This window comes from Marinobacter sp. ANT_B65, from assembly GCF_002407605.1.
GTDB lineage: Bacteria > Pseudomonadota > Gammaproteobacteria > Pseudomonadales > Oleiphilaceae > Marinobacter.
The window spans coordinates 392,944-405,039 of the sequence record NZ_NXGV01000003.1; the positions used below are offsets into that span (position 1 = coordinate 392,944).

At 54.2% G+C, this 12,096-nt stretch carries 10 protein-coding genes; 1 reads left to right on the forward strand and 9 read right to left on the reverse strand.

The features are described from left to right. Positions 1-3: 3 nt before the first annotated feature. The 4 genes from tsaB to ppc form a co-directional block, all read right to left on the reverse strand. Positions 4-702, reverse strand: a complete 699-nt coding sequence (gene tsaB / locus CPA50_RS14880; RefSeq protein WP_096783545.1) for a tRNA (adenosine(37)-N6)-threonylcarbamoyltransferase complex dimerization subunit type 1 TsaB — start codon at positions 700-702, stop codon at positions 4-6. Positions 703-735: 33 nt separating this feature from the next. Next, entirely contained in the window at positions 736-1,389 is a 654-nt protein-coding gene (gene adk / locus CPA50_RS14885; protein ID WP_096783316.1) for an adenylate kinase, read from the reverse strand. Between the two features lie 199 nt (positions 1,390-1,588). Then, a complete protein-coding gene (locus CPA50_RS14890; protein ID WP_096783317.1) occupies positions 1,589-2,962 on the reverse strand; it encodes an HDOD domain-containing protein in 1,374 nt (457 codons plus the stop codon). Positions 2,963-3,019: 57 nt separating this feature from the next. After that, positions 3,020-5,665, reverse strand: coding sequence for a phosphoenolpyruvate carboxylase (ppc, locus tag CPA50_RS14895; protein WP_096783318.1), 2,646 nt, complete (start codon positions 5,663-5,665; stop codon positions 3,020-3,022). A 123-nt stretch (positions 5,666-5,788) separates the two neighbouring features. Between ppc and CPA50_RS14900 the strand changes: the two genes are divergently transcribed. Further along, positions 5,789-6,022: a hypothetical protein gene (locus CPA50_RS14900; RefSeq protein WP_096783319.1), complete on the forward strand. Its 234-nt coding sequence runs from the start codon at positions 5,789-5,791 to the stop codon at positions 6,020-6,022. 29 nt (positions 6,023-6,051) lie between these two features. Here CPA50_RS14900 and CPA50_RS14905 read toward each other — a convergent pair whose 3' ends face one another. The 5 genes from CPA50_RS14905 to cysM form a co-directional block, all read right to left on the reverse strand. Then, entirely contained in the window at positions 6,052-6,396 is a 345-nt protein-coding gene (locus CPA50_RS14905; RefSeq protein WP_096783320.1) for a pilin assembly protein, read from the reverse strand. Between the two features lie 118 nt (positions 6,397-6,514). Then, positions 6,515-7,381 carry a nucleoside triphosphate pyrophosphohydrolase gene (mazG, locus tag CPA50_RS14910; RefSeq protein WP_096783321.1) on the reverse strand — a complete coding sequence of 289 codons (867 nt, stop codon included), beginning with the start codon at positions 7,379-7,381 and terminating at the stop codon, positions 6,515-6,517. Further along, positions 7,378-9,618, reverse strand: a complete 2,241-nt coding sequence (relA, locus tag CPA50_RS14915) for a GTP diphosphokinase (protein WP_096783322.1) — start codon at positions 9,616-9,618, stop codon at positions 7,378-7,380. Before relA ends, mazG begins: the two co-directional genes overlap by 4 nt. 58 nt (positions 9,619-9,676) lie before the next feature. Then, complete coding sequence (rlmD, locus tag CPA50_RS14920) at positions 9,677-11,026, reverse strand: 23S rRNA (uracil(1939)-C(5))-methyltransferase RlmD (protein WP_096783323.1); 1,350 nt, start codon at positions 11,024-11,026, stop codon at positions 9,677-9,679. Positions 11,027-11,052: 26 nt separating this feature from the next. Then, positions 11,053-11,946 carry a cysteine synthase CysM gene (gene cysM / locus CPA50_RS14925; RefSeq protein WP_096783324.1) on the reverse strand — a complete coding sequence of 298 codons (894 nt, stop codon included), beginning with the start codon at positions 11,944-11,946 and terminating at the stop codon, positions 11,053-11,055. Between the last annotated feature and the right edge of the window lie 150 nt (positions 11,947-12,096).

A 12,096-nucleotide genomic window follows, 5' to 3' on the forward strand; every position in this document is an offset into this window, starting at 1 on the left:
GACTTACTCACGGCCAGGCAGTTTCTTCCATGTAACCTCATCCCGGATGTATACCGGCTGCGCCTGTTCTGCTGATACAGCCAGGCCCTGACCGAACTTCACAGCAGCCAGACGAGCGACCCAGTTTGCACGGGGGACAAGAGTTACATCCACGGTACTGACCCGGTCTGATACATCATCAGGCATGCCATCGCGGAAAGCCCAGCCCTGCCCTGCACCAACCCAGGTTACGACACCAGGCGCCAGAACAACTCTGGACGGCGGGCAAACCCGCTCCTCGCCCAGAAGCTCTGGTAATCCCGACCGATTGTGGAAACACCCCCAGTACAGCTCACTCATACGGGCATCAAAAGCGACAGCAACACCCTCACCCTCGCCTACCCGTAGGGCTTCGATAGCCCCCAGAGCCACGGTTTCCAGAGAAGAAACAGAAATGACAGGGAGATCCAGGCCCCATGCCAGCCCCTGAACCACACCCGTAGCGATACGAACTCCGGTAAAGGATCCGGGGCCACATGCAAAGGCCAATGCATCGAGATTTTCCGGCTTCAGGCCCTGCTCCGACAGCAACGCCCGGATCATCGGCATCAGCAGACGGGTATGCCCTCTGGGCGCAATCTCAAATTTTTCGACAACCTCCCCATCAACAAAAAGGGCTGCAGAGCAGCCCTCTGAGGAGGTGTCCAGTGCCAAAAGTTTCACAGGCGTGACTGGCCTCATCAAAACATCAGTGGATTATTTGAGGCTGGAGTGAATCTGTTCGCGAATGCTCTCCAGACTACCAACACCTTCTACACGCACATGTTCAGGCGCCACATCTGGCTGTTTTTTAGCCAACTCCTGATAGTAGCCAATCAAAGGTGCGGTCTGATCATGATGGATCATCAGACGCTTCCGAACGGTTTCTTCCTTGTCGTCTGGACGCTGCATCAGAGGTTCACCGGTTTCGTCGTCCAGGCCTTCCGTTTTGGGCGGATCGTATTTAACGTGATAGATACGACCACTGCCTTCGTGCACACGCCGGCCAGACAGGCGATTGACAATTTCTTCGTCATCCACTGCTATCTCAACAACGTAATCGATCACAATACCCTGGTCTTTCAGGGCTTCAGCTTGCGGAATAGTGCGTGGGAAGCCATCCAGCAAAAAGCCATTTTTGCAGTCCGGCTGCTGAATCCGCTCCTTGATCAGCGCAATAATGATATCGTCAGACACCAGGCCGCCGGTTGCCATAACTTCCTTGACCTGCTTGCCGAGCTCGGATCCGGCCTTCACCGCTGCCCGAAGCATGTCACCGGTAGAAATCTGGGGAATGCCAAAACGTTCAGTAATGAACTGGGCCTGAGTCCCCTTCCCCGCGCCTGGCGCGCCTAACATGATGATTCGCATAACGCTGTGCTCCCATTTGTCATTATCGTTTGAAAAGTTGCGGCAAAAATCTGTGCCTTTGCGACAACCTCTCCCTGCGGAACAGGTGTCAGCCGAATACGGCGATGGCGCATTATACGAAGTCAGGCATCACAGAGAAAGTCGACCTCCGTAGCATCTTCAAAAAATGGACATATATCGAAAATTTCAAAAGCAGCTTTCAGGTGATCAGTGACAGCGCCAGAGCATCCAGCTCCGGAGCAACCTGATTGATTTCAGCCACCAGTTCATCAATAACGACAGGCTCCAGCCCTAACCCTTGTACCAGCACGGGAATGTCATCAAGGTTAAACTCATCGCCGATACCGCGCTTCTTTAACAGAGCATTAGCAAGCTGAACCATCATCACATAGTTCTCATGCTCGCCCTGATAACCTGATTGCTGATGGACACCGGCAGCCTTGACAACGGGGTCAGGCAACTCCCATAACCGGAGCAGAATACCACCGATAGCGCCATGTCCAACGGCAATAATATCCTGCTCGCTGCCAAGGCCAAATACCTGCTGCTCAAGAGATTGCATGCTTGCCTCGGGGTTAGCCTCCCGAAGCCGGTTGAGCTCCTTGAATTCCACCGGAAACAGATGCCCCACCAGCAGTAAACCAAAGTTGTGCAAAAGACCACACAGGTATGCAAGGCCCTTGTCTGCACCACAGTGTGGCGCCATACGCTGACACAGAAAGGCACAGTACAGTGAATGTCGCCAGAAATTATCCATGCCAAGAATACCTGCTCTTGGCACATCGAACGCACGCACAGAGGCGATACCCAAAGCGATATGGGCAACCCGGTCAAACCCCAATACCCGGGTTACGGCCTCCTGAACAGAGTTGATCTGCCCTGGGTAATGGAACAGAGCCGAACGTGCATAACGCATAACCTGCGCAGTCAGACTGGGGTCGAACTCGATCAGCTCTGCCAGCTCACGGGCCGTTGCCTCAGTGTTGGAGGTCAGCCGCAAAATGCGCAACGCCAGAGCCGGCATCGGTGGAAGCCGATACAGTTTTTTCAGTTTGCTGGCTACTTCTTCCAACGTCAGTGCCTCTCGGACACCCTCACTTCCGGGGACGCGAATAGCCAGGTGCCCTTCCCGTGAGCCAGCCATTGCCAGGCGTAACGAGCGGCCATCTACTTCGACCAGAGAATGATTGGTGCCACTGGAAAACAGCACTGGCTCTGCCCGGGCAACCCCTTCATCCAACAGCACAGGCAGATCATAAGCATTGCCTATCGGCGGTATGAAGCCCGGATCGCAGTCGCTGAACAACCGGGCAATCTGCTGCGCGGTGAGTGGTTGCAGATGACGGCCGGTCATGTGCTGAAGTGCTTCTATATCAAGCGCGCTGTCGTATCGGTGAACCACCATCACTATGCCGGTGATATCAATCAGAAGCGTCGCCTTGATCAGCAGCTCCCGGGACTGCCCCAGCGCGGATACCGCCGCATCGAGACTTGGAGCCCGATCAATAGACCGCTCTTTATATGCTATACCCTGCTGATCGAAGAACCGCGCCAGTCGCACTGCGAGAGCCACTGATATACTCCTGTTGTCCATGGCAGGGGCTGCGCCCCTTATCCGTTCCCGGTTGCATTAACCGGTATTACGCATACCGGCGGAAATTCCTGCCATTGTAACCTTAAGCGCACGTTCTACCAGCTCCGGCACTTCACCCTTGCCTTCGCTCTCACGGTCACGCTTCAGCAGTTCCGCCTGAAGATAATGCAAGGGGTCTGTATAGGGGTTACGTACCCGCATTGAATGAGCGAACACAGGTTCATCTTCCAGCAACTCACTTTGTTCCTTGAGCTCCAGAAGACGCCGGACACAGCCTTCAAGTCGCTTACCCAGACTGACGCCAAGCTCTCTCAGCTTATCGTCATCCAAGAGGGTTTTTTCGTAATAACCGGCGATGCGCAGGTCCGCCTTGGCCAGCACCATTTCCAGCATATCGACGTAGGTGCGGAAAAATGGCCAGCCCTGCATCATCTCACGCAATACAGGCAGACGTCCCTCTCTGGCCGCGTCTTCAAGTGCCACATCGCTACCCAGCCAGCTCGGCAGCATCAGTCGCATCTGAGTCCAGGCAAAAATCCAGGGGATTGCCCGCAGGCTTTCGACGCCACCAGAAGCCTTACGGCGCGCTGGCCGGCTTCCCAGGGCCAGTTTTCCCAGTGCCTGCTCAGGTGTCACCTGGCGGAAATAGGGTACAAAATCCGGATTATCCCGGACAACTTCCCTATACGCCTTAAGCGAACGCTCAGTCAGCCAGTCCATGGTGTCACGCCAGTTATCTTCAGGCTCGGGTGGCGGCACCAGAGTCGCTTCAATCACCGCGGAGGTATAAAGCGTCAGGCTCTGCACCGCCAGCTGAGGCAGACCAAACTTGAAGCGGATCATTTCGCCCTGCTCAGTGATACGGAAACTGCCGTTAACCGACCCGGGAGGCTGGGACAGAATTGCACGATTCGCAGGGCCGCCGCCACGGCCCACGGTTCCGCCGCGACCGTGAAACAGGGTCAGATGGACATCGTACCTGTTCGCAACCTGAGCGAGCCTTTCCTGAGCCTGATACTGAGCCCAGGCTGCCATAAGCTGCCCGGCATCCTTGGAGGAATCGGAGTAGCCAATCATGACTTCCTGCCGTCCCTTACAATAATCCCGGTACCAATCTACTTCGTACAATGCTGCCATGCTCTCGGGTGCACCGCGCAGATCGTCAAGGGTTTCAAAAAGAGGAACCACCCGCATGGGGAACTTCATGCCTGACTCACGAAGCAACAGGATGACGCTAAGCACATCGGAAGGCTTACTGGCCATGGAAATGACATAGGAGCCCAATGCTTCCGGCGTTTGCTGCGCAATTACTTCACAGGTATCCAATACCTCTCGCACCTGGGCAGAAGGCTCCCAGTTCCGGGGAACAAGCGGCCTCCGGCCCTGAAGCTCCCGTACCAGAAATGCCTGACGCTCGGCTTCCGGCCAGGACAGGTAATCACCCAGACCCAGGTAATCCACCATCTCGGCAACAGCCTCGGCGTGGCGGGTCGCCTCCTGACGGATGTCCAGGCGAATCAGGGGCAGCCCAAAGGTATGAGCGCGGCGAATGGTATCCAGCAAGGTGCCTTGGGCAATATATTCAAGCCCGCATTCAACCAATGAGCGATAACAGAGCTCAAGCGGCGCTGTCAGGTCGTTATTCTCAAACAGGATACCGGCTGTATCCGTTGGCTCACCATTGATGCAGGCTTCTGCCCAGTCCCGCGTGCTGATGAGCCTGTCCCGGAGTTCCGCCAGTACATGCCGGTAAGGCTCCCGGGAGTCACCAGCCATGGCACCTAGCTCATCGCTCGCCTGCCACATGGAGAGTTCTGCCCGAAGCGACTGGATATCCCGGAGAAACAGGTCTGCAGCCATCCAGCGCCCAAGCAGGAATACTTTGCGGGTCACCTGATGAGTGACATTCGGGTTACCGTCGCGGTCGCCGCCCATCCAGGAAGCAATGCGGACTGGTGTAGCCTGTAAAGGCAACCCCTTCCCTGTCGCTTCCTGAAGCGATTTATCAAGGTTACCCATAAAACGCGGAAGAGCCTGCCACAAACTGTTTTCTATGACAGCAAAACCCCATTTGGCTTCATCAATCGCCGTCGGGCGCTCATGACGGATCTCATCCGTATGCCAGGCTTCTGCTACAAGACGCGACAAACGCTCCGTAATAGCTTCCCGCTCCGCTGGTAAAAGATCATCATGATCCAGGCTGGCGAGACACTCAGACATTTCGTCGTATTTCATGATCAACGTGCGTCGCGCAACTTCAGTAGGGTGCGCAGTCAGCACGAACTCTACACGCAGGTCCATCACGCACTTGTGCAGTGCTTCGGCACTCACACCACTGCCTTTCAGGCGATCGAACACCCCGCTCAGGGGCTCTACCATAAGGTCGGAATGGTGATCCCGCTTGCGGCGAATTCCATGATATTGCTCAGCCAGATTCGCAAGGTTAAGAAACTGGTTAAAAGCTCTGGTAACAGGTAACAGCTCATCATCGCGCAGCTTGCCAAGAAGGTTTACCAGGCGCTGACCTGAACCGCTTTCCTGCCGGCGATCAGATTTTGCGGCAGCCCGGATTTCCTCAATAAGCTCAAAGCAGTCCCGCCCAGGCTGGCGCTGGATACTCTGCCCTAACAGCTCACCCAGCATACGGACATTTTCGCGGAGATCAGGGTGCAGTTCAGTCACATTGGCTTCCTTTTGAATTGACGGAGACAAAGTAAACTAACGATACTAAGGAATTGTCGGAAAAGTCTATTGGCCATTAACGCCTTACTTGTGACATCGATGCCATATTTATGAGGAGTGCTCATGAAAGTAACGGACCTGCCCAAACAATGGGAACAAAAGAAAAAGCCTGCAGAGCGAACTCACAATTACAATCTCAGGCTTCCGCTGGAGGACGCTGCAAGGATCTCCGCACTCGCAGAGCTTTATCCTGACAGAAGTGAAAGTGACATTCTCAACGACGTGATTGGCGCAGCTCTGGACGATCTCGCCAGCCAGGGCCAGTTAAAAGAACGGCTGGACAGCAAAAAGAACTGAGTCAACCGGCCCCAAAGGGGCCGTCCCGGTCACGCTGCAGATTCGAGCTGGCGAGCTTTCAGGCGTTTGATATGCTTCTGGCTCAGACGCACGAATTCGGGGGTTAACCCCTTATCTTCATATATTTCAAAGCCATCTTCGTCATGGGCTACTACTTCTGTGCCCTGAACATAGGGGAAGTTGGTTTCTATTTCATCCAGGGCTGCAGAAATCAGATCACGCATCAGATCTTGCGAAGACTTGAGGGGATAAAGTGCCGCCAGCTTTTCAAGCTGCCGGTGATGCTGGTCGGACAAAGCCGTAAACATGGCATCCCGGGTCAGTCTGCCTCTTGCATGCTTGTCCCAATAACTGACCAGATCTTTAATTTTCATTAAGCCTGACTCCTGAATTCTGTTGACGACACACAATGCACAAAAAAAGTGCACTCGTTCTTCAAAGTTTAGACGAAGCTCAGGATTGGCAACCAAGGAAATTGGTAACGAATTGTACCTACTTCTGCTGCCAGCTTTTCTTTTCCACACCCTTGACTGATTGCCAGATCTTGTCGAGTGCCTCGAGAGTTTCTGCGTCGAACGAGCGACCTTCACGCTCCAGAACCTGCTCAATAGCGCGGAAACGCGCTTCGAACTTGTGGTTGGTCCTTCCAATCGCCTGTTCGGGATTGACCTTCATGAAGCGAGCAAGGTTCACGCAAACAAACAGTAAATCACCCAACTCATCCTCAACGGCATCGTGTTCACCCTGCCCGGCTTCAGCAGCCTGCCAGGCTTCCTTCAATTCGTCGATTTCTTCATGGAGCTTGTCGAACACCTGGCTGACGTCTGGCCAGTCAAACCCGTGTCGCGCAGCCCGTTTCTGTAATTTCTCAGCCCGCACCATCGCTGGCAGAGCCCGGGCAATCCCGTCAAGCCGGCTTGGTGATGTCGCCGGCTGGACATCCTCAGCCTGCTTCTGAGCCCTCTCCCCGGCTTTGATACGCTCCCAGCTCTCTTTTATCCAGGCTTCGTCTGGCCGGTTGTTCGGGTCAATACGACTTTCCAGCGTGCCGCCCGGAAACACATGGGGATGACGACGCACAAGCTTACGCACCAGATTATCCACAACAGCATCGAAACTGAAGCGGCCTTCCTCGGCCCCTATCTGCGAATAAAAAATTACCTGAAATAACAGATCACCCAATTCGTCTTTCAGGTTTACATAGTCCTCCCGGGCAATGGCATCTGCCACTTCGTGGGCTTCTTCCAGGGTATGCGGCACAACACTTTTGAATGTCTGCCTTGCATCCCAGGGGCAGCCAGTCTCCGGATCTCTCAGCCGGGCCATCAGAACTTTCAGGTCTTCAATGGAATAGCTCATGAGCGCTTGCGCCTGACGTCGATAACATTGGACAGGTTACGGATCTTGGCCAGCAACCGTGCTAACTGCTCCAGACTATGTATTTCCACTTTTACCACCATGGTAGCGGTATTGTCGTCACGGTTCGTCACTGTATGGAGAGCCACAACATCACTCTTTGAGGATGACAGGACCTGGGTAATATCCCTCAACAGACCGGATCTGTCGTATGCCTCAATCTCGATATCCACCGGATAGACGGAAGCCTGCTGGCCACCCCAACTCACCTCAATAATCCGGTTGGGCTCGAATTCCTGCAGGTTCAGAAAGGTCAGACAGTCCTGGCTGTGCACAGTCACGCCTCTGCCCACCGTAATGTACCCGCCGATAGCGTCTCCTGGCAGTGGCTTGCAGCACTTCGCTACCTGAGTCTTCAGTTTGCCCACACCCAGAATATGGATATCAGACTCGGTATCGTAGGGTTTACGCCGCTGAGCGCTCAGCTTCAGATCAAGCTGTTCAGACTTTGGCTCCAGCATTTGCTGGGCGACATTGGCAACGTGCGTTGGGCGAAGGTCACCGGCTCCTACGGCAGCAAACATATCTTCGGCACTGTGATAATTCACTTTTTCAGCCAGTTCACCCAGATCCACATCGTGCAACGAGAGACGTCTGAATTCATCTTCAAGAATAGCGCGACCATCTGTTATGTTCCGCTCGCGATTCTGCTCTTTGAACCAGTGAGTTACCTTCGCCCGAGCCCGTGAAGTCTGAATATAGCCAAGACTAGGGTTGAGCCAGTCCCTGCTGGGCACAGCATTATTCTTCGAGGTAAGAACGAATATCTGCTCTCCGGTTTTCAGGGGATATGTCAGAGGTACAATCCGGCCGTTCACTTTGGCACCACGACAGGCATGGCCAATCTCGGTGTGAACACGGTAAGCAAAATCAACCGGAGTGGCACCCTGGGGGAGATCAACTACATGGCCTTCGGGCGTGAAAACGTATATCCGGTCCGAGATCACGTCAGACTTGAGATGATCCGACAGATCGGACAGATCCCCCAGTTCCTCCTGCCATTCCAGCACCTGCCGGAGCCAGTTGATCTTGGCATCATACCCCGCAGATTTATTACCCTTGTCCGTACCCTTATATAACCAGTGCGCACAAACGCCCAGCTCTGCATCCTCGTGCATCGCATGGGTGCGGATCTGAACTTCCAGCACTTTTCCTTCCGGCCCGATCACTGCGGTATGCAGCGACTGATAGCCATTTTCCTTGGGGCTGGCAACGTAATCATCAAACTCATTAGGAATGTGACGCCAGAGCGTGTGCACAATCCCGAGTGCGGCATAACAGTCACGCACTTCGGGAACAAGAATCCGAACCGCCCTTATGTCGTACACCTGGGAGAAATCAATGCCTTTTATACGCATTTTCCTCCAGATGCTGTAAATATGTTTGGCTCGACCGGAAAGAGAGGCGTCTATACCCGAGGCTTTCAACTCTGACTGCAACGTGTCAATGACACGGCGGATATACCCGTCCCGGTCGAGGCGCTTCTCATCCAGGAGCTTGGCAATTTTTTTATACGCTGTCTCATGCAGATACCGGAACGAGAGGTCTTCCAGCTCCCACTTAACATGGCCGATACCCAAGCGGTGGGCCAGCGGCGCATATATATCAAAAACTTCCCGGGCAACCCTCATGCGTTTTTCTTCCGGCGCGTTCTTTACGCCACGAATAGCACAGGTACGCTCCGCAAGCTTGATCAGGGCAACGCGGACATCGTCAATCATGGTGACCAGCATTTTCCGGACATTATCCAGCTGGCCTTCGCTCTGCCCGAGCACGTTCCCCTTGAGCGGGTGATGTATGGAAGAAATGGCCGCCATTTGCTGCACGCCATTAATCAGACCGGCTATCTCGTCACCGAATTCCTTACGGATAACCTCCAGGGTAACCCGTTCTTCCCGCACTGCCCGGTAAAGAATGGCAGCTACAAGGCTGGCCTGATCCAGTCGCAGGCCGGCAAGCACCTGAGCCATTTCAATGCCTGTTCGGAAGCTGCTGGAACCGGACGCCCACAACCGGTCTTCCCGGAAAGCCTGTAAATCGATTTCAGCGGCTTTTTCACAGGCCCGGCGAAACTGCTCCACATCATCCAGGTGGGTCTGCGAGGCGATCTGCTGAACCCAGCCATCAATATCGATCTGGCCATCGCCAGTCATTGCATAGTCTTCGCGAACTTTTACCATATCTGTCTTATTGTTCCAGGTGATTCACACAGCCATCCATGGCTGCGGACAACAAAATTCAGTGTGAGTCCCGCTCAAACAGTGCCATGGACTCCACATGCGTAGTATGAGGAAACATATCCATCACACCGGCGCGGACAAGGCGATACCCGTTTTGCGCCATCACTCCTGCGTCCCGGGCCAGAGTGGCGGGATTGCAGGAAACATACACAATACGTTTCGCATTAAATGCGGTCAGATATTTGCAGATTTCCTCGGCACCAGAGCGCGGCGGATCGATAAGGATTTTATCAAATCCCTCTTTTGCCCAACTCTGGCCTGTAAAATCGCCATGCAAGTCAGCGCCATGGAAGGACACGTTCTCAAGCCCGTTCAGTTCAGCATTTTCCCGACCCCGGGCTACCATGGCATCATCGCCTTCCACACCGACGACCTGAGCGCCCCTGCGTGCAAGAGGCAGGGTAAAGTTGCCCAACCCACAGAACAGATCCAGAACCCGCTCACCAGGCTGCACATCCAGCCATTCCACAGCCCGGCTTACCATGGTCTTGTTGATCCCGGCATTAACCTGGGTAAAGTCCATGGGATGAAACTTCATGGTCAGATCAAACGCATCAAGCCTGTAGCTGAGACGTTCATCATCCTTGCCTGCTGACTCAGGCCAGATTCTGTGAACAGTGTCCGGCCCCTTGGGCTGCAGATAAACATGCAGATCATTAGCCTGACCAAACGAAATCAGCTTGTCCCGGTCGCTGCTGCTCAGCTCATCCATGTTACGGAACACCATCGCCGCAGTATCATCACCACAGGCAACCTCAACCTGGGGGATACGGGCATAGGCATCCATGCTGTGCAGCAGGGCACGCAGAGGAAGTACCCGCTCGCCAATGCGAGGATCCAGCACAACGCAGCGGTCAATATCCGTAAGGAAACTGTTACGCTTTTCACGAAATCCTACCAACACTGACTCCCGTGCCTTGACATAACGCACGCCCATACGCGCCTTGCGACGGTATCCAAGCGTGCTTTCGGGGCGCATCGGCTCAATCCACTCTTCAGGCTCTATGCCACCAAAGTGGGCAAACTGCTCACGCAAAGTGTCTTCCTTGAACCCGATCTGGGCATCGCTGCTCATATGCTGAAGGCTGCAACCACCGCACAGGTCCGCGAACTCGCAAGGAGGCGTCTGCCGGTCAGGCGCAGCTGTAAGCACCTCAAGCGTCCGCAGTTCATCAAATTTGCTTCGGGTCGATACAACCTTGGCCATCACCGTTTCGCCCGGCAATGCTCCATCCACAAACATAATCTTGCCGTCCTGGCGAGCGATACCGCGGCCATCATGGCTAAGTTTTTCCACTTCACAGCGCACGGGTTCCGTAGGAAGCACCTTCCTGCGTCGTCTGCTCATAGTATGTTCTCTTGATATCGTCAGATTCAGGCGCCGGGAAACACACCGGTCGATAAATAACGGTCGCCACGGTCGCAAATAATGGCCACGATAATTGCATTTTCAACCTGCTTTGACAGCTGAAGTGCCGCGGCAATGGCACCACCGGATGAAACGCCACAAAAGATACCTTCCCGCTCTGCCAGCGCCCGCATGGTTTCCTCAGCTTCTTGCTGGCCGATATCAAGCACCTGATCCACCCGGGTCGCATCGAAGATACTGGGCAGGTACTCTTCAGGCCAGCGGCGGATACCTGGTATCGACGCACCTTCTTTGGGCTGCAGGCCAATGATCCGGATATCGGGGTTGCGCTCCTTGAGATACCTGGAAACTCCCATTATGGTGCCTGTGGTACCCATGGAGCTGACAAAATGGGTTACCCGGCCGCCCGTCTGTTCCCAGATTTCAGGCCCGGTAGTTCGGTAATGGGACAACGGGTTATCCTGATTACTGAACTGATCAAGCACCTTGCCCTTGCCTTCAGCTTGCATTTTCAGTGCCATATCCCTGGCAACTTCCATGCCTTCATCACTACTGACCGTAATGATTTCGGCACCGTAGGCTCTCATGGATGCCCGGCGCTCCTCGCTCATGTTAGCCGGCATAATGAGCACCATGCGGTAACCCTTGATCGCTGCAGCCATTGCCAGAGCAATACCCGTATTACCGCTGGTCGCTTCAATCAGCGTATCACCTGGCTGAATTTCACCACGACGCTCGGCTTCCTGAATCATCCCTATAGCAGGCCGATCTTTTACGGAGCCTGCGGGATTATTACCCTCAAGCTTTGCCATAATTACGTTGCTGGTATCGCCCGGAAGACGCTGCAACCGAACCAGAGGCGTATGCCCGACATAATCTTCAATCGTGGGGAAATGCATATGAGAACCCTGTGATACACTTTTGGGTTGGCATGATACGCGTTATAGCCCCGGCCGCCCAATACAGCTTCTCGCTAAAACCATGACCGAATGCTATAAAAAAATGTATTTTTCAGCCTGGATGACACTGACAGCAGGGTTATCTTTGCC

Bases quoted from the DNA above. Each gene is read 5' to 3' on its own strand.
- mazG (WP_096783321.1), bottom strand. From the start codon at position 7,381: ATGAGCTATTCCATTGAAGACCTGAAAGTTCTGATGGCCCGGCTGAGA.
- CPA50_RS14900 (WP_096783319.1), top strand. From the start codon at position 5,789: ATGAAAGTAACGGACCTGCCCAAACAATGGGAACAAAAGAAAAAGCCT.
- relA (WP_096783322.1), bottom strand. From the start codon at position 9,618: ATGGTAAAAGTTCGCGAAGACTATGCAATGACTGGCGATGGCCAGATC.
- CPA50_RS14905 (WP_096783320.1), bottom strand. From the start codon at position 6,396: ATGAAAATTAAAGATCTGGTCAGTTATTGGGACAAGCATGCAAGAGGC.
- adk (WP_096783316.1), bottom strand. From the start codon at position 1,389: ATGCGAATCATCATGTTAGGCGCGCCAGGCGCGGGGAAGGGGACTCAG.
- cysM (WP_096783324.1), bottom strand. From the start codon at position 11,946: ATGCATTTCCCCACGATTGAAGATTATGTCGGGCATACGCCTCTGGTT.
- rlmD (WP_096783323.1), bottom strand. From the start codon at position 11,026: ATGAGCAGACGACGCAGGAAGGTGCTTCCTACGGAACCCGTGCGCTGT.